Annotated in this window: 23 protein-coding genes; 18 read left to right on the top strand and 5 right to left on the bottom strand. The window is 54.3% G+C overall.

Annotation, left to right across the window (positions count from 1 at the left end; genetic code table 11):
* Position 1: 1 nt before the first annotated feature.
* From TEU_RS02780 to TEU_RS02770, 3 genes are all read left to right on the top strand, one after another.
* Positions 2-433, top strand: a complete 432-nt coding sequence (locus TEU_RS02780) for a hypothetical protein (protein WP_144244799.1) — start codon at positions 2-4, stop codon at positions 431-433.
* Positions 430-2685: a 6-pyruvoyl-tetrahydropterin synthase-related protein gene (locus TEU_RS02775; RefSeq protein WP_050002341.1), complete on the top strand. Its 2256-nt coding sequence runs from the start codon at positions 430-432 to the stop codon at positions 2683-2685. The genes TEU_RS02780 and TEU_RS02775 overlap by 4 nt, the downstream gene beginning before the upstream one ends.
* Before the next feature lie 211 nt (positions 2686-2896).
* Positions 2897-3547 carry a DUF257 family protein gene (locus TEU_RS02770; protein ID WP_050002340.1) on the top strand — a complete coding sequence of 217 codons (651 nt, stop codon included), beginning with the start codon at positions 2897-2899 and terminating at the stop codon, positions 3545-3547.
* Here TEU_RS02770 and TEU_RS02765 read toward each other — a convergent pair.
* The gene (locus TEU_RS02765; protein ID WP_050002339.1) at positions 3544-5502 is read right to left on the bottom strand and encodes an alpha-amylase/4-alpha-glucanotransferase domain-containing protein; all 1959 of its coding nucleotides are present in this window, start codon (positions 5500-5502) and stop codon (positions 3544-3546) included. The genes TEU_RS02770 and TEU_RS02765 overlap by 4 nt on opposite strands.
* A 132-nt stretch (positions 5503-5634) precedes the next feature.
* On the opposite strand from TEU_RS02765, the gene TEU_RS02760 reads away from it, so the two are divergent.
* Positions 5635-9090 (top strand): CARDB domain-containing protein, encoded by a 3456-nt coding sequence (locus TEU_RS02760; RefSeq protein ID WP_050002338.1) that lies wholly within the window; start codon positions 5635-5637, stop codon positions 9088-9090.
* A 41-nt stretch (positions 9091-9131) separates the two neighbouring features.
* On the opposite strand, the gene TEU_RS02755 is transcribed toward TEU_RS02760, so the two are convergent.
* Complete coding sequence (locus tag TEU_RS02755) at positions 9132-9758, bottom strand: diacylglycerol/polyprenol kinase family protein (protein WP_050002337.1); 627 nt, start codon at positions 9756-9758, stop codon at positions 9132-9134.
* Complete coding sequence (locus tag TEU_RS02750; RefSeq protein WP_050002336.1) at positions 9730-10425, bottom strand: HAD family hydrolase; 696 nt, start codon at positions 10423-10425, stop codon at positions 9730-9732. Before TEU_RS02750 ends, TEU_RS02755 begins: the two co-directional genes overlap by 29 nt.
* Positions 10426-10537: 112 nt before the next feature.
* Between TEU_RS02750 and TEU_RS02745 the strand changes: the two genes are divergently transcribed.
* From TEU_RS02745 to TEU_RS02685, 12 genes are all read left to right on the top strand, one after another.
* Complete coding sequence (locus tag TEU_RS02745; protein ID WP_050002335.1) at positions 10538-10786, top strand: TIGR00304 family membrane protein; 249 nt, start codon at positions 10538-10540, stop codon at positions 10784-10786.
* A 1-nt stretch (position 10787) separates the two neighbouring features.
* A complete protein-coding gene (locus TEU_RS02740) occupies positions 10788-11975 on the top strand; it encodes a cation:proton antiporter (protein ID WP_050002334.1) in 1188 nt (395 codons plus the stop codon).
* 20 nt (positions 11976-11995) lie between these two features.
* On the top strand, positions 11996-13150 hold the full coding sequence (mfnA, locus tag TEU_RS02735) for a tyrosine decarboxylase MfnA (protein WP_050002333.1): 1155 nt from the start codon (positions 11996-11998) through the stop codon (positions 13148-13150).
* Between the two features lie 427 nt (positions 13151-13577).
* Complete coding sequence (locus TEU_RS02725) at positions 13578-15110, top strand: PEGA domain-containing protein (RefSeq protein WP_050002331.1); 1533 nt, start codon at positions 13578-13580, stop codon at positions 15108-15110.
* A gap of 252 nt (positions 15111-15362) precedes the next feature.
* The gene (locus TEU_RS02720) at positions 15363-16523 is read left to right on the top strand and encodes a site-2 protease family protein (RefSeq protein WP_050002330.1); all 1161 of its coding nucleotides are present in this window, start codon (positions 15363-15365) and stop codon (positions 16521-16523) included.
* A gap of 95 nt (positions 16524-16618) precedes the next feature.
* Positions 16619-17596, top strand: coding sequence for a TIGR00269 family protein (locus TEU_RS02715; RefSeq protein WP_050002329.1), 978 nt, complete (start codon positions 16619-16621; stop codon positions 17594-17596).
* 43 nt (positions 17597-17639) lie between these two features.
* On the top strand, positions 17640-17960 hold the full coding sequence (locus tag TEU_RS02710; protein WP_050002328.1) for a ribbon-helix-helix domain-containing protein: 321 nt from the start codon (positions 17640-17642) through the stop codon (positions 17958-17960).
* On the top strand, positions 17960-18400 hold the full coding sequence (locus tag TEU_RS02705; RefSeq protein WP_050003918.1) for a putative toxin-antitoxin system toxin component, PIN family: 441 nt from the start codon (positions 17960-17962) through the stop codon (positions 18398-18400). Before TEU_RS02710 ends, TEU_RS02705 begins: the two co-directional genes overlap by 1 nt.
* A 10-nt stretch (positions 18401-18410) precedes the next feature.
* Positions 18411-18605 carry a TIGR04140 family protein gene (locus TEU_RS02700; RefSeq protein ID WP_050002327.1) on the top strand — a complete coding sequence of 65 codons (195 nt, stop codon included), beginning with the start codon at positions 18411-18413 and terminating at the stop codon, positions 18603-18605.
* Positions 18606-18667: 62 nt separating this feature from the next.
* Entirely contained in the window at positions 18668-19237 is a 570-nt protein-coding gene (locus tag TEU_RS02695) for a hypothetical protein (RefSeq protein WP_050002326.1), read from the top strand.
* Between the two features lies 1 nt (position 19238).
* On the top strand, positions 19239-19535 hold the full coding sequence (locus tag TEU_RS02690; RefSeq protein ID WP_050002325.1) for a transcriptional regulator: 297 nt from the start codon (positions 19239-19241) through the stop codon (positions 19533-19535).
* Complete coding sequence (locus TEU_RS02685) at positions 19528-20151, top strand: CPBP family intramembrane glutamic endopeptidase (RefSeq protein WP_050002324.1); 624 nt, start codon at positions 19528-19530, stop codon at positions 20149-20151. The genes TEU_RS02690 and TEU_RS02685 overlap by 8 nt, the downstream gene beginning before the upstream one ends.
* Here TEU_RS02685 and TEU_RS02680 read toward each other — a convergent pair.
* Positions 20148-20909: a hypothetical protein gene (locus TEU_RS02680; RefSeq protein ID WP_050002323.1), complete on the bottom strand. Its 762-nt coding sequence runs from the start codon at positions 20907-20909 to the stop codon at positions 20148-20150. The two genes, TEU_RS02685 and TEU_RS02680, sit on opposite strands and share 4 nt — an antisense overlap.
* 138 nt (positions 20910-21047) lie before the next feature.
* Between TEU_RS02680 and TEU_RS02675 the strand changes: the two genes are divergently transcribed.
* Positions 21048-21668, top strand: a complete 621-nt coding sequence (locus tag TEU_RS02675) for a hypothetical protein (protein ID WP_050002322.1) — start codon at positions 21048-21050, stop codon at positions 21666-21668.
* Between the two features lie 4 nt (positions 21669-21672).
* On the top strand, positions 21673-21972 hold the full coding sequence (locus tag TEU_RS02670) for a transcriptional regulator (RefSeq protein ID WP_050002321.1): 300 nt from the start codon (positions 21673-21675) through the stop codon (positions 21970-21972).
* A gap of 20 nt (positions 21973-21992) precedes the next feature.
* On the opposite strand, the gene TEU_RS02665 is transcribed toward TEU_RS02670, so the two are convergent.
* A complete protein-coding gene (locus TEU_RS02665; protein WP_050002320.1) occupies positions 21993-22607 on the bottom strand; it encodes a hypothetical protein in 615 nt (204 codons plus the stop codon).
* Between the last annotated feature and the right edge of the window lie 14 nt (positions 22608-22621).

Here is a 22621-nt window from a genome sequence, read left to right as displayed (position 1 = left end):
AATGGCAGGGATAAAAATCATAGGGGCATCTCACGCGGGCAGGCTGGCCAGGGAGCTGGCCGGTGAGGGGGCGCTCAAAAGCGAGAGCACTGAAAGGTACTTTGCCGAATTTCTTCTGGGTGGGCGCAGGTGCAGGGTGACCCACGAATACAAAACGGGAGAAATCTTTGTGTGGTTCGAGGAGAAAGCCGCTGTAAGCGTTCTAAAGAGAATTTTAGGCCTCACCCAGTACCTTGGAAAGGCCCTCGTTGTGGGAATCCTGCCCGGCCGGGAACTCCCGAAAGAGGCCTTCATAGAGGTTCCAGGGGGAAGAATTGGCATCACCCATGCCGGAGAAGGGCTCTGGATTGGGTGGGACGGGACGAACTGGCTCTTCTCTGCGACAGTTCAGGGGATAGCAGAGCTCATTGAAATCCTGGAGGCAGGGAGATGAAGCGGGGGTACGTCCTCCTTTTGCTTGCTGTCTCAGTGGTGGAGTTCCTGCCCCTCTTCTTCGCCCCAGCCAACCCCGACCTGAAGGGCGACGGCCTCGGACACCTCTTTAAAGTCCACAAGCTAATGGAGGACGGCTGGGAGCCGTGGATAGAGGAATGGTATGCGGGCTTCCCCCTCCTCAGGTTCTATCCCCCCGGTTCGTACATTATCGCGGCTTTCTTCGGGAAGGTTTTTGGGAGTGCAGTCAGGGGCTACGCGGCGACCCTCATGCTGACGGCGTTCCTCGGTGCCCTCGCCTTGCATACCTACCTGAAGAGGCTTGAAAAAGAGCCCTACGTAGCACCGCTCGTTTTCCTGCTCTTCCCGTGGCACCTCGGCGTCGCGTACATCGAGGGCAACTTCCCTAGGGCGAACGCCATCCATCTTGCCCCTCTCTTCCTCCTCGGAGTCCTCCTCCTGCGGGAATACAGGGAGAGATACCTGCTCCTCTCGGCCCTCTCGATTTCGCTGGTCGTCATCACCCACCACTCAATTGTGATTCCCCTCCTCATCCTCGCACTCGCACTGCACTGGGAGAGCCTTACGGAGCTCCGTGCTATCGGGAACGCCCTGAGGGTCACGGGGGCGGTAATCTTTCTCACCGCATTCTGGTACATACCTTTCTTCTATGACAGGGAATGGACACACTTTTGGAACATATCCACAAACAAATGGCTCTTTCATGGATACAGCGTGTCCCCCGACCGGTTCATAACTCCCCCAGGAATCTTTATGGTGGCATTACTGGCCACAGCAGTGGCAATCGGAATCCGGAGGCAGAAATTGGATACAAAAAAAGTTACACTGATCGGGACATTCGCGTACCTATCACTCGGCCAGTATTCCCCAACCAGATGGCTCTACCACCTTCCCATTGTATCACTCATCCCGCCATACAGATGGCTCGACGTTACATCAATTTTAGTGCCCCTGATTGTAGCGGACTCCCTTGAGGGCATGAAGCCGAGGCCAAAAGCCATTGCTGGACTCGCTCTGGTGCTTATTGCGGCAATTCCAACAGCGGTGCTAATGCCCGATATTGGGCCTTACCCCCAAAATTTAGTTGAGATTGGAAGATTTCTCAGAGAACAGCCCGGGGACGACTGGAGGTTCACACTGTACCCCCTTTTAGGGGTTGCCCATTACAGCTACCTTCCTGTTCTAAGTTCAAAGGGTACAATGAATGGCTGGTACCATGAGGGAAACCCCGCCGGAGACGGAGAATGGCGGATGTGGTCTCTCCTGGAGACAGGAAAGAACGCGACTCCGTATCTCAGAGCATACGCGGTGAGATTCTTCATAAGCTGCACGGATACCGCACCCTACGGTTACACATACCGACATACCGTAGGAGGGTGCAGGGTCTATGACTCCAACGTGAGCTTCGTCCAGCCGGTTTCAACCCTCATGGCCGGCCACTTCTATGACCTGCCCCTCGACTACGCGTACACCGAAGAGCTCCCCTCGAACCTCTCGGGGGTAATCGCCGTTATCTATTCAGGCAACCCGGACAACCACACGGCAGAAAATCTCTGGGAGTTCGTAAAAAGCGGAGGGACGCTCATATGGGTCCCTGAAAGCACAGACACGCTCTTCGGAGTCAGAGCTCAGGTAAGGCCGATAAACGCTTCAGAGCTCTCCTCCGAGGTCTACAACGTCTCCCGCTTCGCGTCTTTCAGGTACGGGGATTTCCCGTGGTACGGGCCGGTGTTCACGAACGTGAGCCCAATAGTGAGCATGGGAAAGTGGACGCTGATAGGGGCCAAACAGATTGGAAACGGAACCCTCTACGTCCTCGGAGGCAACTTCCTGTACCACATAGCCTACACGGGCTCCCAGTACGAGCTGGAAGTCCTGAAGAGCCTTATCCCCCAAGAGGAGGCCCGGATTCAGATAGACCAACTCGTCCGCGGGGACGGCCGGTATTCGTTCAGGATAACGGCCAAAAAGCCCGTGCTCTTAAGGGTATCGGAGGCTTACTTCCCCCACTGGAAAGTAAAGGTAAACGGGCGCGAGGCCAATGTCGTAAGGGACGACAGGACGGGGCTTACGCTCGTAAGCGTCGGGGCTGGAAGCTCTGAAATCAGCGCCGCGTTCATTGACCCATTCATCAAACTCCGCTACTATTCGGCCCTCGCATGGGCAATAATCGCAGCCTACACACTGCTGGAGTTCGCACCGATGAGGAGACTTTCGGGCCCTGAGCTGTGATGAGGGCCACCCTATCCGAGGCTTCCGCTGGGTAAACGGTAGACCTCTAAGATGGTTTGCCCATTCATTCGGAAGCGGGCTTTCGAAAGAAAAATGTAATGGCTTGCAAACGGGTTTTCTTTTTTTATTTAGCCCCCCCCGATGGTATTTCGAATCGTTTATATACCCCGAGGGCATAAACTAACCCAAAGTTATCAAAGGGGGTGGACGAATGCTCGGGAACGTCATCAACGGCCTATGGGATTCACTAAAGCCGGGGGAAATCGTGCTGATAGAGAGAACGGACGTTAAAGACCAGTACTTTGGGTTGCACCACCTCATAACCTGGGGACTTTCCAAAGGATACACAGTTCTCGTTGTTGATGTCATTGATTCCCTGCACCTCATAAAGGCCAAGGCCAAGCTGGCAGGCTTCGATGGCGAGACGTTTGAGAACGTCAACGTCATAAAGATAGGAGGGAAAATAAAGAACGGAAATGTCGTTGCCTGGATAAGCGACCTCAGCGAACCTGTCATACTGATGGGAAAGTTTAAAGAGGCGTACGAGAAGTTCGTGGAGGAAAACGCACCCGTTCTAACGATAGCCTTGGGTATCGAGAAGCTCTTCGCGACTTCAGAGGTGGTGCCCAAAAACGTTCATCTGCTCCTCAGCCTCCTAGCCCAATACGTTGGAAACGAGGACAGGCTGGCGGTTCACCTCATCAAGACGTCCCTGCTAGATGAGAGCAGAAAGTTTCTCCTGGGGCTCTTGGAAGACGTTGCCACGACGGTCATTAGGGTGTCGTCCCTGGGAAGAATGTCGGAGTTCAACGTCGTCAAGTCAATAAGAAAGGACATGGAGGGGGTCTCCCTCAGGGTCTAGCGTTCTCTGAAGGAGAGCCTGAACCTCAGCTCCCCCCCGACCGGGAAGAGCACCGTGTAGCTGACGCCCTGCTGGATGAAGTCCCAGCCGCTCTCGCTCTGGCTGAGGGTCTTTATCGGGAACTTCCACACTCTCGCCTTTTTGTCGAGCTCTATGGCGACCTTTCCGATGCCGTACGGGTCGTTCACCTCGAACTTATCTGCCTCGAATTCAGCGGGCTCCTCCATGACGCTGTGGACGGCTAAGTTAAGCTCGACGCCGAAGAGAGCTTTTACGTCGCTCCTCACGGCGTAGTCCACGACGAAGCCGTCCTCAGTCATGTGGAAGGTCTTCTCGACCCTCGCAGGTTTCCCTGCGACGGTGCCGTCGCGCTCAAGGGCGACACCGCCTTCGAAGAGGCTGTAGTCGTAGGCGCCAGCAAGGAAGTCACCGAGCTCAACGTACCTGTTGAGGCGGTACTCGTCGAGGGTGGTCTCCAGGTCGAGGAAGTGATCCTGGAGGATAGCCCTAAGGTAGCTGTCGTACGCTAATTCGCGCCTGATCTCCTCAGGTATCTGCCTGCCGAGCTCGTGTATGCTAGCAACACCCTCTTCGCTCTCCTCCTCCGGCGTGGCCGCCTCAGGAACCTCGTGGTAGTGCTCCCAGCGCCTCATGAGCACGTCGTTGTAGTTGACTGCCTTCCTCTTGGAGCTGAGCTCGAAGAGGGCTCCACCGTAGGCGGGCTTGAAGACCGCGTAGAAGTTCCCGTTCTCAAGGAAGACCTCATCGCGACCGTCGAAGTCAATATCCCTCACGAAGCTTCCGGTGGAAACGTGGCTGTTGGCCTTGATGATGTTCTCCCAGATGGCCCTCCTAAGGTGAGGCAGGTAGACGCCACCGAAGACGCCGTGCCAGTAGGCGTCATTGCACTGGGCCTTGAGGACGAAGTGCCTGGCCTCAGGGTTTTCCCTCACCAGCTTGCTCACCATGAGCATGCGCTTGTGCATGTAGTTGCTCTCCGGGTACTTGAAGAAGAAGTTCTTCCAGATTCCGCCGCGGACGAATATGCGGTAGCGCTCGAACTGTCCCCCCTCCTTCAGCTTCTCGACGAACTCGACGAAGAGCTTAGCCTGCTTGGCCGGGAGCGACCACTCGCTCATCTCGAAGTAAGAAGCTATGGGTAGATAGACGAGACCCTTTGGTTTGAACCTCTTGAGGTACTCCGAGTAGAGGGTGAGGTTTATCCTCTCGTCGCTTGAGACCCTGTCAAAGAACTCCCTGAGCCAGCCCTTCTCGTAGACCCACTCGTACGTTCCAGGCCAGACACCGAACTTCTCGCCGTCGTCGTGGAAAACCGTGACCTTGCTCTCATCACCGTCGTCGAGGCTGTGGAGGTACTCTATAGTCTTCTCGACCGGTCTGAACGGGATTAAGTAGCGGAGCTTCTCGTCTATCGGGAAGACCGTTATGACCTCTCCCCCGTCCTCGGTGTAGTAGGGCCAGTAGAGCTCCTCCCTGCTCAGGCCGGCGCTCATGAAGTGGTAGTCATCAACGATGACGTAGTCAATCCCAGCCTCGCGGAGGCTCTTAACGAGCTCTGGCTGCCAGACGCGCTCTGTGAGCCAGACACCCCTTGCGTCGTAGCCGAGCTTCTTTGCGAAGTCCTTGAGGAGCTTTATCTGCTCTATCCTGTCCTCCTTCGGGATGGCCGCGAGTACCGGTTCGTAGAAGCCGGCAACGACTATCTCAAGCTGTCCCCTCTTCACGAGGCTCCTGAGGAGGTCTATGTGCTCGGGCTTGTTTTCGGCTAGCCACTCAAGGAGCGGGCCGGAGTAGTGGGCCGCGACCTTCATGTTCGGGTACTCTTCCAGTGTCTCCATGAAGGGCCTGTACGACCTTTCATAAGCACTCTCAAAGACCCAGCCAAAGTTTCCCAAGGGCTGGTGGTTGTGGATTCCAAAGATAAAGTTCACCATGGCAACCACCCTCTGACCAATGTTATCACTAGCAGTGATATTAAAAGAAAGACATATAAACCTTTTCTTTCATCTGTCACTGTAGGTGACTATTGCACACCCGTGGGACTTCCACACATTGGGGGTGGTACGATGAGAAAAACAACTGCAATCCTGTTGGTTTTTCTGTTGCTGCTCGGTTTAGTGCATCCTACAGATAGTTTTGTAAGTGCCATGTACGGCACGAAGACTATAGATGGTAATCTAAACGACTGGACGGCAAGCGACCTAATAGCGGTCGGGCAGGACACCGGCCTTGCCGGGGCCAACCTTGACAGGCTTTACGTTGCCTGGGACGACCAGTACCTCTACATCGCGATAAAGACGAACAACACCGAACACTGGAACACCGTCCTCGGAGTTGGAATTGACATCGACCCCGGAACTGGGAACGGCTACGTCGGGGCCGACCAGGATGGCGACCCCTCGAACGGTTTTGAGGACATCTGGTGGCGGAACATCGGTTTCGGGGGAGGCTACGCAATAGACTACGAGCTCTACTTCTGGTACGACTCCGGGAACCAGAGAATCGGCGGTGGAGACTTCAAGCACTGGAACGGAAACGGCTGGGACGACGTTGGGATAGGAAACGTCAAGTACGCATCATCTCCGGACCCATCATTTGGAACGGTGGAGCTTGCAATCCCCTGGGAGGCCCTCGGCGGGCGCCCAGAGAAAATTGCTCTAATCGCCTGGCTCGCGGGAGATGGCGCCCACAGCTCGGCAATAGACACTCTCCCCGTTGATCCCGATGTTGATTACCCGACAGCTGGAGACGGAGAATGGACGGACGGAGACATACTCACTAGCCTCGCGGAAATCTCAGTCGCACCCAAGACTATAGATGGCGACCTGAACGACTGGGACACCTCCGACATCGTAGTTGTCGGACATGACAATGGGCTGGCTGGAGCTAACTTAGACAAGATGTACATCTCATGGGACGATCAGTATCTTTACATTGCGATAAAAACGAACAATACCGAAAAGTGGTGGCCAGACTATGGCATAGCCATCGATGTTGACCCCGGAAGTGGCAATGGTGGAACCACAGACCCCTGGGCGAAAAATATACAGTTCTCAGGACAGTTCCTCCCAGATTACATAATCTACGCTGAAGCTCAAAATGGCGAGATTACCTGGATGGGAATGCATGACTGGACTGGAAGCGGATGGGGAAGCATGGGTAACGTAAAAGACATCGGAGACTACGCTTATGTCGGAGGAGACCAAGGAATCCAGACCATAGAAATAAAAATACCCTGGTCAGCCCTCGGAGGAAAGCGTTCAAAGTTCGCAATAATTTCATGGATTGCAGGAAACAATGACGGAGACTCTGCAGTTGACACTCTTCCAATTGACCCCGCAATAGACTACTCAAACATAAACAGCGAATGGACAGACCAAGACATACTTACCAATATGTTTCTCTGTGAATGGTTCCTTATGGCAGACCTCACCGCCAGTATAACCGGCCCCACTATCGCGGGACTCAACAGAACGACCGAATACCGTGTCACCGTGAAGAACCTCGGTTCCCTTCCGGCCTCCGATGCTGAGGTCAGGGCCTACGTAAACGACACACTCATCTCCAACTGGACGGTAGACCTCGGTGCCGGAGAGGAGAGGGAGCTCACTTTCACGTGGAAACCAAACGAAACTGGCCGGTACACGCTGAAGGTTACGGTGGATGAGGACAACCTTATCGAGGAGGCCAACGAGGACAACAACGTCATCACAATGGACGTTGATGTGGTGTGGGTTGGAAAAATAGAGGTTGACGGCAACCCGGACGACTGGCCAACCGCAGAGCTGTCAAACAACACCTACGACGTAGTCAGCGGCACGTTCATCTGGAAGGACGCTGAGAACGACCACAGGACTGACAAAGACATCTATCTCTCAGAAACCGACTACACTTCAAGCCATGCAGACCTCACAGAGGTGGCCGTTACAAAGGACGACCACTACGTCTACTTCCTCTTCAAGTTCAGAAACATGAGCAACATGAAGCTCGGAGCAAACGGAGCAACGTTCATAGCCGTCCCCATAGACTACAGGGACGGTGGAAAAGCCGGGCGTTTCGCGGGTAGCATGGACACGGGTTCGGTTATAGAGTGGGACATCCAGATGGCGGTTAACCTCAAGTGCTCGGGATGCACCGGCGACACCGCTGTAATGCCCGCGGGCAACAGCGTTGAGTCCATGCTGTACTTCATAGACCCTGACAACAACATAGTCACAGTGAATGGGGCAGTCGTTGCCGTAAACCTCACCGCGAACACAGTTGAGGTCAAGGTTCCGGTGGAGGTCTTCGGTGGAGCGACCAAGTTCAGCTTCCAGGTTGCCACCGGCCTAAGCTGGGGAGGTGGAGTCTGGAACTTTGGAGACCCCTTCAACGACGACGACATCAGCGACGCCGTTGACGTGCTGAGCGACAAGCCTACAAAGGATGAAGTCCTTGACGGATACCTCGACTACTACATCAAAATCGAGACCAACGGTATAGTCAAGGAGGCAAACGCCGTAGACTACACCCTAGTGCGCAGGAAAATGGAGCTGCAGGAGTTCTGGGGTAACTTCATCGCCCTAAACAGGTACTACGGAGTCTGGCACTTCAAGAACGACTACGAGCGCTACCTTGAGCTCCGCGAGTACTTCGAGAACGCGACCCTCCCAGATGAAATCGCGGAGAAAGTCAGGGAATATGAAGACACCGTAACAGACCTCCTCAAACTCTACAACGAGGGCAAGGAGAGCATTGATAAAGGAAACGCCGCTTTCGGAGCCTCACTCAAGATATTCCGCGCATACACTGGGCTGAAGAGAGTACTCAAGGAAATGGAAGCTCTAAAGGTGACGGTTGAAGAGGGCAACTTCGAAAAGCTCCAGCACCTCGAGGAGCTCTCCAAGAACCTCACAAAGACCATAGACGGAAACCTAGACGACTGGAGCGTTCCGCAGGTGGCCGTTGATGAGGCCGGCTATGGACAGGACGGAGCAGACCTCAAGGCCCTCTACGTTGACTACGACGACCAGTTCCTCTACATAGCCCTAACAACCGAGAACAGGGCCTCCTGGAGGATTGCCTACGGCATCTCGCTGGACTACAAGGACGGCGGCTACACCGGAGACCAGGACTCCTGGGGCAAGAAGGTCAGCTTCAGCAGGGGAATAGACGCTCAGCTGTACTTCTTCTGGAACGGAGAATTCTTCGGAGACCCCGGAACCAGCACGATAACCAGCGCCCAGCTCGTCCTCTGGAATGGAACCGGCTGGGAGTACAAGGACCTCCAGTTAGTGGGGTTCTACGCCTACACCGGCGGAGCAGAAGACGGCCTCCAGACCCTTGAGATAGCGATTCCGTGGGAAGCCCTCGGCGTCAAGCCAGGAGAGATAAACATTGTCGCCTACGTCACCGGACAGGGCGCCGGCGACTCGGCGGTTGACTCGCTACCGCTCCAGGACGCGGTCAAGGACACCGAGCCAGGCCAGGAGTGGGGCGACGCGGATACATTCACCCAGTTCGCCACGGTCACCACAGAGTGACCGCCCGTTTCTTCCCTTTTCTACATTTCTGGATTTTTAGCTCAGATAACGAGTCCCGCCAGGTAAACGGCCAGCGCCACAGCGAGCTGGTTAGAGAAGTTGTCGTCGGGCGGGAGGTTGTAGAACTCGGCTATCGTCCCGGTCAGAGAGCCGGCAACCGCGAGCGGGAGGCCCACGAGCGGAGTGAGCACTGCCAGACCAGCGAGAAAGTATGCGAGGCTCCCCTCAACGCTCTTTCCGTTTGAAAAGCGGTGCCTGCCAAGACTCTTCCCGACTATGGCGGCGAGGGCATCTCCGAGGGTCGCGAGGGCTATGGCGCCGACCGCGACCTCCTTCGGGAAGAAATAGACCACTATGAAGGACGCCGCCGCGAAGTAGATGTGCGCGGCAACGCGGTCTCTCTCGTGCTCCCTCGTTATCTCGTCGATGTGGTTTTCAATGAGTTCTATTTTCTCAAGGACATCCGGGGAGACGTAGAGGCCCAGCTCTTTCTTTATCCTGTCCCTCCACTCCTCAATCACGCGGAAGGGCTCCAGAATCACGAACAGGAGGAACGCAAGCCCGACAAATGCGAGGGTGAAGTCCCTCCCAAAGGCCATGTAAACGGCAGGAACGGTTAGACCGGTAATATGGAGGGCTTTACGCTTGATTTCTCTTTTTATGCTCACGTTTAATCACCTCCAGGGCCTCCAAAAGGTCTTTAACAACGTAGTCGGCGTTTCTGACCTTCCTGCCGCTGAAGTAGCCCCGCCTCACGAGGATTCCAACGGCCCCGATTGCCCTCGCACCGGCCATGTCGGTCTCGTCGCGGTCGCCGACGACGTAGACTTCGCTGTCTGGAAACCTCTCCAGGGCGAGGCGGAAGTTGTAGTCCTCAAACTTGCTGTGTCCCGTCTCACCGCTTATGATTACGTCGTCAAAGTATTCCTCAATCCCGAGGACTTTAAGCTTCTTCCTCTGCCAGTTGGTTGATGAGTCAGTGACGAGAACTAGCTTCGCGCCGAGCCCCTTAAGGCTCCTCAAAAACGGAAGAGCATCTTCATAAAGCCTCAAATGTCTGAAAAAGTGATTTTCAAGGAAGGCCGAGAACTCGACAAGCTCCTCCCCACTTATTCCGGGGTATATCCCCCTAAACAGCTCCTCCACGAGCTCGTGGAGGTCGAGAGTGTGGAGCCTCTTAAGGCCCTCAAGCCCCCTATACCTGGCAGTGAGGAAGTAGAAGAGCGCCCTGAACTTGCGCCTGCGCAGGAGAAAGGGAATAGCGCGGAGCATTGCTCTTTTCCCGGCCTCCCACGTGTTGCAGAGGGTGTCGTCGAGGTCAACAAGCACAAGCATACAGGTAGTTCGGTGGAGGCATTTTAAACCTTAACATTCCCCCAAGCCCCACCATAACAAAAGCCAGTGTTCGGGGGAAGGTTTAAAAGAAAGCGCCACAGATAATCGTTCGATGAGGGGGGATACGCTTATCATAGCGGGCATAGCCCTGATATTCATAGGGTTCCTTCTAGTGTTCCTGGGGACTCTGATTTCCGCCCTGGGAGGAGAAGGGGAAGTCGAGGGCGGAGGCGTGATAATGATAGGCCCCATTCCGATAGTCTTCGGCACGAACAGGGAAGCTGTCACACTGGTCTCGATTTTGGCAGTTCTGCTCATGGTGCTCTGGATAATTGGGGCCCTGATCGCAAGGAGGGGATGACGTGGAGTTCCTGGCTGCCCTTGCGGTTCTACTCGTTACCGCTAAGAGCCTCGAATGGTTTTTCGAGAGGTTTGAGATACACCCGATACTGGCGCATGTGCTCACCGGAATAGCCCTCGGGCCGTTTGCCCTTGGGGTAGTCCACCCAAGTGAGGAGCTCAGGGTTCTCGCGGAGTTCGGGCTGATAATGATGATGCTCTACATGGGGCTGACGAGCAACTTCTCGGCGATAGCCCAGAACACCAAGAAAGCTGTAGTCGTGGCGACCCTGGGAGTTGCGGTCTCCTTCGTGCTGGGGTTTCTTACAGTCTCCTTCTTCGGAAAGGGCATGGCAGCTGCCATATTCATCGGAGTTACCCTCGGAAACACGGCCATAGAGGTTACTAGCGGTGTCCTCGTCAAGGAGAGGGTGAAGAGGGTCATCTCCTCCGTACTCATGGGCGCCGCCTTCGCCGACGACATACTCGCCGTTTACCTCATCGGCATCGTCACGGCGATGGCGAAGGGGAGCCTCAACCTGCAGGCATTTGGAGTGCTCACCCTCAAGATATTCTCCTTTATAGCCGCAACCCTCCTCATCTCTGAGTTCGTCTTCAAGAAGGCCGGGTGGTTCAGGAACATCGTCAGGAACCTCAACGTGTTCTTCACGTTCACCCTCATACTGACCTTCCTGCTCGCCATAATAGCGGAGAACATCGGCCTCAACCAGATAATCGGCGCCTACCTCGCCGGTCTAACGATAAGCAGGCTCCGTGAGAGGAAAGACCCCCTGGTCGTAACTAGGATTAAGCTCAATGAGCTGATCGAAGACCTGCAGGTAGTCCTTACCGAGTTCTTCATCCCGCTCTTCTTCATCTATGTCGGCCTGATGTTCAACCCGCCCCTGAACCAGGTCAGCCTCCCGCTGATAGCCGGCCTCTACGTCTCGGCAGTCCTCGGAAAGCTTATCGGCTGCGGTCTCGGCGCAAAGCTTTCGGGCCTCAGCTGGGACGACTCCATAGCTGTCGGCATAGGAATGGGGGGCAGGGGAAGCCTTGAGCTGGCAATCCTGACCTTCGGCCTCAATGCCGGGCTGATAGACCAGGGCCTCTTCGCCAGCGTCATCATAGTCTCCATGCTGACGGCACTCACGACGCCGGTCTTCTTCAAGGCGTACCTCAAAAGGCAAAAGCTTAAATCATTATCCTGAGAGCGACCACCGGTGAGAGCATGTTTCCAGAGCGGGGAGCGGGCGAGGAGGAAGTGCTGAGTGAGTTAAGGCGGAAAACCGCCGAAGATTTAACGTTCGACTCCGGAAGGATTCTCGGCTCCATGTGCACCTACCCCCACCCCTTTGCGATAAAGGTAATCACCGAGTTCATAGACAGAAACCTCGGAGACCCCGGGCTCCACGTGGGGAGCAGGAAAGTTGAGGAAGAGGCCATCGAGATGCTTTCCAGTCTTCTCGGCCTCGAAAGGGGCTACGGACACATAGTCTCCGGGGGTACCGAGGCGAACATCCTGGCCGTGAGGGCCTTCCGCAATTTAGCCGATGTTGAAAAACCAGAGCTGATTCTGCCAAAGAGCGCGCACTTCTCGTTCATCAAGGCCGGCGAGATGCTGAGGGTCAAGCTCGTGTGGGCGGAGCTCAACGAGGACTACACCGTCAACGTCAAGGACGTGGAGAGTAAGATTACGGACAACACCATTGGAATCGTCGGAATAGCCGGGACAACCGGCCTCGGAGTAGTGGACGACATCCCTGCGCTCAGCGATCTGGCTCTCGACTACGGGCTTCCACTCCACGTTGATGCCGCCTTTGGGGGCTTTGTCATTCCCTTCGCGAAGGCCCTCGGCTACGATATCCCGGACTTCGACTTTCGCTTGAAGGGCGTGAAGAGCATCACCATAGACCCCCACAAGATGGGCATGGTGCCGATTCCGGCCGGGGGAATAATCTTCAGGGAGAAGAAATACATAGACGCGATAAGCGTTCTGGCCCCTTACCTCGCGGGAGGAAGGATATGGCAGGCGACGATAACCGGGACGAGGCCGGGCGCAAACGCCTTGGCCGTCTGGGCGATGATAAAGCACCTCGGCTTCGAGGGCTACAAGGAAATCGTGAGAAAGGCTATGGAGCTGAGCCGGTGGTTCGCGGGCGAGCTGAAGAAAATCCCCGGCGTGTACCTGATACGCGAGCCCGTGCTCAACATCGTCTCCTTCGGCACGGAGAACCTCGAAACGGTGGAAGAGGAGCTGAAGAGAAGGGGCTGGGGAATCAGCGCCCACCGCGGCTACATCAGGATTGTCTTGATGCCCCACGTCAGGGAGGAGCACCTGAAGGAGTTTTTGAGGGATTTGAGAGACGTAATGATGGGAGTCTAATCGGCAACACCCTCTACTCCGTCTCTACTTCTTCACACTCACCCAGAGGGCCCCCATAAAAATTGCAGAATTCAATTAGGCTCGCGGTCAGTCCGTCACTCCCTCGTCACAGCTCGGACAAGGCTGAACTCATCATCCCAACACAGAGGATGTAATTAAAGTTTAAAAACTAATTGTTCTAAAATCATTTGCTAAGAGATACATACACTCCAAAAAACTTGGGAGGAGTGAGTAATATGACAGGGAACTCCAAAAAAGGTGGTGGCATAGTTGTAGTTGTTCTTTTGCTTCTTGGTATTAGTAGTCTCACTATACAGTTGCCCACAGTCAGCGCATCCCAACCATACAGCACCGAGTGGATAGACAACACATATAACATAGTGTTCACGGGAGACCCAACTACGATTTTCGAAGTTGGGTTGCTGGAGTGGGGATAAAGGTAACAGAAAGAACGGTTGTCAAAGTCCAATGCACAATTAGCCGTCCAAAGTACATATCCCGCAAAGCCCGTGAAATACCTGTGAGAATACAAATTAACGACGTGGCCGTGGAGTGGGAGATGTACGTGAACGATGAGAGAATCAAAACTTCAACAGCACACCTGAACATAGGAGGCTACGAGGAGTTACATATAGCAACTTTCAAGATACTGGCCGGTGGAGAAATATATGCATTACTAGAGGAACCAATTCTAAAGTTCAGGGCAGGTAGCAGGGAATATTCAATCCAGTCATCTGAAACGACGATTTACATCCCAGCCCCATACACAACAGATAGCATAACTACGGTAAAACTCTATCCAGAGTTCAAAATGAAAGAAGGATTCAAGCTTATCGTAGACTACGTGTTTGGTTCAAAAACATTTCAGTGGGACATTAGGGAGGTGTCCTTTGACGCCGGCTACTCAATAGACTTTCAAGTGGGACTCCTATCCACGGTGACGATAAACACTGTACCCACTAACGCAGACGTCAGTATCGATGGCGAATACATGGGAAAGAGCCCAGTAACGGTAGAGATAACGCCTGGAAACCACATTGTTGAAGTTACCAAAGAGCACTATCTCCCCGTGCAAAAAGAGATAACAGTATCAGGGAGCACCACTATAACAATTAGGCTACAACCGGACTGGGGCCTAGTGAACGTTTATTCTGAACCCTCAGGAGCCGATGTCTACATAGACGGTCAGCTAGTAGGAACAACCCCCTTAAAAGAGTTCAATTTAACCATTGGAACTCATGAAGTCCGTATTGTAAAAGAAGATTATCAGGAGTATGTTACACAGGTGGAGATATCTCCCGGGTCAACAAAATCAATAACCGCAACCTTAAAACCGAACTGGGGTACAGTCCAAGTCCGCTCGGAGCCATCAGAAGCACAGGTTTATGTAGATAACGAGCTAGTTGGCACGACTCCCATCAACGACCTAAAGCTCAAGGCTGGTGTACATAACATCAAGATAGTGAAGGATGGGTACAAAGAGTTTACAAAACAGGTAGACGTTCGGCCGGGAGCAACTGTTTTAGTGGAAGCAAAACTAGAGCCCGAATTTGGAGTGCTAACGATTCAGACGAGCCCCCAGGGAGCCAATGTATACATAGACAACAGGTACGCCGGGTCCGCCCCCATTACAGTCGAACTTGAACCAGGAACTCATGAAATTCGGGTCGTGATGGAAGGATACGAGGAGTACATCAAACAGATAAACATACAGCCGGGAGTCCAGAACGAAATTGTAGTTACCCTCACAAAAGTTAACACTCAAAGCAGGGAACCTGCATCCTCATCAGAAAACACAAAAGAAGAATCAACCACTACGGAATCCAACAAGGAGAAAGTGGCATACACCTCACAACAGACAGAAAACCCAAAAGAGTCCGGACTCGGAATATGTGGCCCTGGACTATTTGTGATGTTGGCACTTTCAGTTCTTGGTGCCAAAAAGATTAAGAGACAGTAAATCACCCTTTTTCAAATTTTTATTGCTCAGCGATCACCTTTCCTTCCTCATCCTTCGGTTCGCCCATCACTCATCATCGCAGGCCGTTCTTCGTTGGCACCCTTTAATACATTTCCCCCGCCTCGGTATCCAGGTGAGACATAAGGTCGGACGCAGGACTCCACCAAGGACACTCCAGCTACTTAAAGCCCGCCCGCTAACGTTTATAAGACCCGCCGACCAAGTTATCCCAGCAGAAAAAGGTGTTGAACCATGGCAAGCACTGTGGTCATCGTGGTGGCGGCAATAACCGCGTTCTGGCTAATCCTCTACACGCTGTTCGGAAAGAAGGAGGTAGACCCCGAAACAGGGGCACCTGTGGAGAAAGAAGAGGGACTGAGCGTTGACTTTCTCGTAGCGATGTGGAGAACCAAAAGGTTGCTCGGCTTCATAGACCGTGTTTCCAGGGCCAACAGGCGTTTCTGGAAAGTTTACAGCGATATCGGAATAGCACTCGGCTACATGGGCATGGCCTGCGTCTTCTTTATGCTCCTTACGACGGCGCTGAAGACCCTCCAGACCAAGGAAAGCCCCGCCGGAGTCCAGCTCGTTATCCCCGGCGTCACGATACCCCTCTGGTACGGACTGATAGGGCTCGCGGTTGTCATGGTCGTCCACGAACTGAGCCACGGTGTGGTCGCTAGAGCTGAAGGGCTCCCGCTGAAATCGGTTGGCCTGGTTCTGCTCGCGGTTATCCCCGGAGCCTTCGTTGAACCCGACGAGGAAGAACTTCTAAAGGCACCCCTACGCTCAAGGCTCCGCGTTTACGGGGCCGGTTCACTGGCAAACGTCCTGACGGCAATCCTCGCGGCGCTCCTCATAAGCTACGCGGTGAGCCCCCTCCTCACACCCAACGGGGTAGAAGTCGGCGGCGTGATAAAGGGCACCCCCGCGGACGGGGTTCTCCAGAAGGGAGACGTCATCCTCGCCATAAACGGAGAGAGCACTAAAACCATGGACGAGTTCATCACGGTAATGAACAAAACGAAAGCGGGAGAGACAATAACGCTTAGAGTCCTCAGGGAGGGAAAAGAGCTTAACCTGCAGCTGACCCTCGCAGAAAACCCGGACAACCCGGGCAAGGGCTTCATAGGCATCCACCCCGTCCAGCACGTCGCCTCCCGTGTGGGGCACGAAGGAATAGTTCTGCCCCTGTTCTTCGCCCTGTACTGGATTTACGTCCTCAACATAGGAATAGGCCTCATGAACCTCTTCCCGCTCGTCCCCCTCGACGGCGGGAGGATGCTTGACGACGTCATAAAGGAATACCTGCCGGAGGGGGTAGCAAGGCCCGTGAGGTACGCGACGATAGGAATCGGCCTGTTCCTCCTCGCACTGAACCTCCTCCCGGCCCTTCTCAACCTCGCAGGGTAGCGGCTCTGCTCTCTATTTCTCGTTTCTTATCGTTTAGACACCGCAAACCTACCCATGCACCAACCTTTTTAAAAGCTCCAATCGTATGACAACCCATGCCAGCAGTCTGCTCCAAGTGCGGTCGTCCAGCCGTTTACCACGCGCGCTACACGGGTAGGTACTACTGCCACAAGCACTTCAACGAGATGGTGGAGAAGAAGTTCAAGGAGACCGTCAAGAAGTACTGCCTCATAGAGAAGGGCGAGCGAATAGCGGTTGGGGTTTCAGGCGGAAAGGACAGCGTCGTTCTCATGCACCTCTTGGCCAAGCTCCGGGAGAAGTTTCCGTTTGAACTCGTCGCGATAACGATAGACGAGGGCATAGCCGGCTACAGGCCTCCAAGTGTTGAGATAGCGAAGAGGAACGCGAAGAAGCTCGGTATAGAGCACCGCGTTTATTCCTTTAAGGAATACATTGGCTTTACCCTCGACGAGACGGTTGAGATAATGGGAAGTTTTGAGAGGGGCGAACGCGTCGGCGCGTGCTCCTACTGCGGTGTCTGGAGGCGCTGGCTCCTCAACTACGCGGCCAAGGACGTCGGCGCCGACAAACTCGCCGTCGGCCACAACCTCGACGACGAGGTGCAGATGTTCATAATGAACATTCTGAGGGGCGATATAGCGAGATTGGGAAGAACGGGCCCCTACTATGAGGAAATCCACCCGGAGCTCGTCCCGAGGATAAAGCCCCTCCGCGAGATTCCCGAGAAGGAGATTGTCCTCTACGCGGTTCTGAACAACATAGAGGTCGATTTAAGCGAATGCCCCTACGCGGTCGAGGCCTTCAGAGCTGAAATCCGCGACTGGCTCAATGAGATGGAGGAAAGACACCCTGGAACGAAGTATCAAATCCTCAGGAGCTACGACAAGCTCTTCCCGCTCATAGCGAAGACCTACACGAAGAAAACCAGCGAGCTGAACCGCTGTAAGATATGCGGCCAGCCGACGACGGGGGAGATATGCAAGGCCTGCCAGTTCCGCCTTCAGGTCGAGAGGAAGGCGAGGGAGAAGGGGCTGACGTTCAGGGTTGAGTAGCAAAGGTTAAATACAATTGTAGTTAATTCGTATTGGTGATTTCATGGCTGAGAGGGTGGAATACCCGATTTCCGTTAGACTGCCGGGCTACGTTGTCAGGAAGATAGACGAGCTCATAGAGAAAAGGGAATTCCGGAGTCGTTCGGACTTCATAAAGTTCGCCGTTACCTTCACGCTCGGCCAGATGATGCTCGAAGAGGCGAAAGAACTGGCAAGAAGCCTCAGGGAAGAGGAAATCAGGGAGGAGAGTGAGGGAGCACGGGAGAGACTAAGGAAAGGTGAATTTGAGGACGAAGGGGAAGAAGTGAAAGAGATTCTCAGGGAGGTCGAGAGGGAGTACAAGAAGCTAATGGGTGCCGAGTGATGAAAGTCGTCATGGACACCAACGTGGTTCTTGGCGCAATGATAAAACCAGATGGCCTCTCAGCTCTTCTCATAAAGGCACTCGACGGACGTTTCTTCGTGAATTACACGAGCGAAGAAGCCCTAACAGAACTCAGCCTAAAGATGGGAATCCTGGCCGAGATGGGAAAGCTATCAAGCGAATGGAAGCGAATTCTCGCCCGGTATCTGAAAGGCTCCGTGATTGTAGCGCCCTCGGTGAGGGTAAACCTCTCCAGAGACCCAGATGATAACAAGTGGCTTGAGATAGCATACGAGGGGAAGGCAGAGTATATTTTGACCTGGGACGACGACCTTCTGACCCTGCGGGACGAGAACAAGGAATTAACGCTTCAAGACCACGAGATAAAGGTTCTCAAGCCGATAGAGTTCTACCATGAGATTCTAAAGAGACTCTGTTGAGAGGGGCGTTATGATTATCGAGACGGCCGTTCCCTTTGAGGAGCTCGAGGAGATAAGGCGAAAGAGCGGGGCTGGGGTTGGCTTAACCCTTCTCGAAACCATCGAGAGGAACGGGATAGTCCTCAATCGGATTCTCGTGGAAGGCCCTCCTGAGGAAATCGAGCGCTTCATGGGGAAGTTCCGACTGGCGAGGGCCGGCGGTTAGTTTGCGCCCCAAACTTCCGGGCGGGTATTTAAAGGCTCACTCAAACTTTTCTCGGTGAGAGCATGGAGGAACTCAGTGAAGCTCTAAAGGCCATCGAGAGGGAGCTCAACTTCGCGAAGAAGGCGTACAGGGCGAGCGTTTTCCTCTACTGGGCGTGGGCGATGCCCGGGGTTTACCTCCTCGCACAAATCCTGTCAAAGTATGCCGGGATTAGTGAAGGAAACGCCATCCAGTGGCTTTCTCTGGCGGCAGTCGTGGGATTCATCGCCGAAGAGAGAAAGACCTTCAGAAGAGTTATTCAGCTGGAAGAGGCCCTGGGGCACATTGAGGAAACGTCCAGGGGTTACGTTCTTGCTCAGGTTATCGTGTGGCCACTCTCGGCCCTGATTGCCAGCGTGTACACCGAAAACGAGGGTCTATGGTTGCTGGTCTTCATAGGACTCGGCCTGTTCCTCCTGACGGGCGTTGAGTTCATCTTCATTGGAAAAAGGGACTGGAAGACAGCGCTGGCAGGGGTGATACTGCTCTCCTCGACGGCTCTCTACACGGGCTTTGGCTACGCCGTGATGGCCGTTGCCTTCGCATTCTCGCTCACGGCTTACCTCCACCTGAAGGGGGCAATGAGGGAGTGACATGCTCGAAGAACTGGCAAAGCTTTCAAGGTCTCCGCTCGGCAATCCGACGAGGCTGGCAATAGCGCTCTACCTGCTGTCGAGGGAGAGGGCGACCTTCGCAGGCCTGAGAAAAGCCTTGAAGCTCACCGCCGGAAACCTTGAATTTCACCTGAAGGCGCTTGAGGAGGCCGGAATCGTTAGGACATACTATGGCTTTGGAAGGAGGCCGAGGAAGTTCGTCGAAATAACCGAAGATGGAATTGAAGAGCTCAGGGAAGTCCTCAAAATTTTAAGGAAGGTTGCCGGAGATGATTGAGTTCGCGGTTGCCTTTGCCCTGTGGCTGTTGATTTTATCCGCTTCAGGGGCCGTTGCCACCCTGGTCGCCGGGAGATGGGCGAAAAAGGCCGGCTTCGCGATGCAACTGACGATGTTTTTCCTCTCGCTTGCGGTGATCGAGCTCATGGGCGGGCCGGGGAAGTTCGGTCTCGGTGTAAGCTTCAGATACGTTCCCCAGGCAGTTGTTCTCGGCTTTGGTGCCTCGCTTATAATCAACCTGCTCGAAGGCAATCCCTCGGTGCCGATGGAGGAGTTCATGCCCGAGGGCGTTGAAAGGCTCGTTCTCCTCCTCATTCTAGCTCCGCTGGGAGAAGAAGTCTTTACAAGGGGGCTCATCGAGGGCTATCTTTTGAGCCATGACCACTTCTGGAGTGCGATACTCTTCTCAGCTTTGCTCTTCGCACTCCCCCACTGGAGGGCCTACGAAGGAAGCAAAAAACGGAAGATTGTTGCTGTCGGGGGAGCCTTCGTTCTCGGCTCGCTGGCCGGCTACCTCTTAGCACTTGGAGGCATACTCCCTGCAATCGTGCTTCACTCCTCGGCGAATTTGGCGGGACTGATTGTCTTAAGGTTTAGAGAGAAAAACGAAAACTAACCGGACTTTTCTGGCTTCTCTATCTCGACCCTTCCCCTTATCAGCCTGAAAGTATAACCCTCAACACTCGGCTCAAAATCGGGGAGCGGTGAGCTTCTGACAAAGAACTTCTCGACGCCAAAGTTCTCGGTGGGCTGGAACTCTATGACGTACTGGCTGTACAGGGACATCCAGGAAACGAGCTCATCGGAAGCGCGGCTCCGGTTGAGGAGGAATATGTTGAGGGGCCTCTTCCTCTTTTCTGAAATTCTGGCGCGCTCCTTGAAGGCCATGAGCCTCTGAAAGACGCGGATGAAGTTCTTCTCACCGAGAAGGAAGGCCATTCCATCAACTGTAACGTCTATTCCTACTGGCCTTCTATCGCCGATCCGCTCCTTGAGAACGCGGTAGTAGAGGCCGTTGTACTTGGGGAGGAATGTGCTCCCATCTATGGTCGGATCCGTGTAGATGTAATCCTCCGAGTACTTGAGGCCGTAGAAGGAGGAGAATATGTCCACGACCGCGAGGTCACCCCTTCTTCCGAGCTCGTCGATATCGAAGTTTATAGCCATAAGCTCCATGCGGAGGGGTGTGATAGGAAGGACGGAATCGAGGATAACCCCGAAGTCACCCATACCTATCCTGCGCCTCACAATCTCAAAGCCAAGGGCCCAGCCGTTTGAATACGTGTCGTAGACTATCAAGAGGTTGCTGTCTTCAAGGAGACCTCCTCCAAGGGCCTCATCGAGAATTGGGATTCCCGCGCTGAGGACTTCCATACTCTCCACCTCTTATGGAAAGTTTAGAATTCAAAATATTTAACACTACCCCTCAATTCGCGATCGCTACATTCTGAAATTCAGAAAAAGCCCACGCTATAAATAGGAGAAACGCTCATTCTCAACTGGTGATAAAGGATGGAGGAAATCGATGAGCTGAAAAACGTCCTTGAGAGGGTTGAGGGGAAGCTGATAGCGGCGGGGAAGATGTACGGCGCGATGAACTTCGGGATATGGCTCGCCGCCATGGCGGTCTTCTACACGCTGTACGGAGTGTTTGATATGTCCGGCTGGGCCTCAGCCCTCTACTGGGCGGGGGCCATTATGGTCGTTGTGCCGCTGACGGCCAGGATTTGGAGAAGGCTGGAGGGACTGTACTCGGCAGTTTACCCAGACGCGAAAGAGAGGGGAGACAAAAAAGCCGCCTTCTTGATAGGCCTCCCCTGGGCCATCGGAAGCATCGTGGGGTGGGGACTCATACCGTCCCTTGAATGGGTGGGGGTCAGCACAGATGCGAGACTTGGAGTTGGATTCCTGAGCTTCATAGCCATCTCCATCTTCGGCATGTGGCTCCTCATGACCCGCGGAAGAGGAGAGCGCGAGATGATGCCATCGTTCGTACTCCCGCTCCTCGCAATCCCAGTGGTATGGAGAATGGAGACGGGTGCCGTAGTCTGGGCCGGCTTCGTCGTGACGGCGGGGTACTCCTTTACGGTTCTCTGGTACCTCCACTCGGCCTTCAAAGCCATTGAACGGTGATACGATGGAGCCCCTAAGGGAACTGACGAAGAACCACGTCCTCGGCAACCCGATTCGACTGGGCATCGTGCTCTACCTCCTGCCGAGAAGGAAGGCCCTATTCAAGGAGCTCCTGGAAGTCCTGGAAGTAACCCCTGGAAACCTCGACTCGCACCTCAAGGCACTCGAAAGGGAGGGCTACGTGGAGCTCTACAAGGTCTTTGCGGACAGGCCTAGAACGGCAGTCAGGATAACGGAAAAAGGCGTGGAGGAAACCGCGAGGTATTTAAAGGCCCTCAAGAGCGTGCTTGAGGGAATTGAGTAGCCACCCTTTTGTCCTGTCCCCTATCCCAGCCGGAAGGGATAACCCCTCTTCTCGACCACCCACAGCCCAAGGAGCGCCCCGAGGGTGTTCATGGTCAAGTCTCTCAGCTTGTTCTCCGTGCTCTCGGTTATGAAGCCTATCCAGCCTTCGCTCAGCTTTTCCGCCAGCTCCCAGCCGAGGGAGAGTGCATAAAAGACCACGAAGGAGTAAACGATGACCTGCCTTCTTGTGAGCCGGACTCCAAGGGCTTCCAGGCCAGAGAGAACCTCGGCTACAATCAGCCACACCGTCAGCCCTCCGAGGAAGTGGCTTATCATGTCCGCGTTCCGCCAGTCCTTGTGAAAGAGGTCGTAGCTTGTAAAGGGGACGTTAACAAGGGAGACGTGAACCGCTATGAAGACCGAAAGGACTGCCATTGTCTTCTTGTTGTATACCGGGGCCAGGAAGGGCCTGAGCTTCGCCGGCGGGTCTGGGAGCCTTCTCGGAAGAACCAGAGGGACGGAAAGGCCGAGCATTGCCACGAGAGTCCGGTAGATGTGGTCGCTCCTCCCGTTGAGTAGGGCAGTCAAAAACCCCAGAAAGACAACGAAGAGCGAGGAGAGCAAGACAAACCGTTCCCGCCCGATTTCCACCACCAAAAGGATTAAGG

This window comes from Thermococcus eurythermalis, assembly GCF_000769655.1.
Taxonomy (GTDB): domain Archaea; phylum Methanobacteriota_B; class Thermococci; order Thermococcales; family Thermococcaceae; genus Thermococcus; species Thermococcus eurythermalis.
The sequence above is the reverse complement of the archived record's forward strand: the minus strand, read 5'-3'. Positions and strand labels throughout refer to the sequence as shown.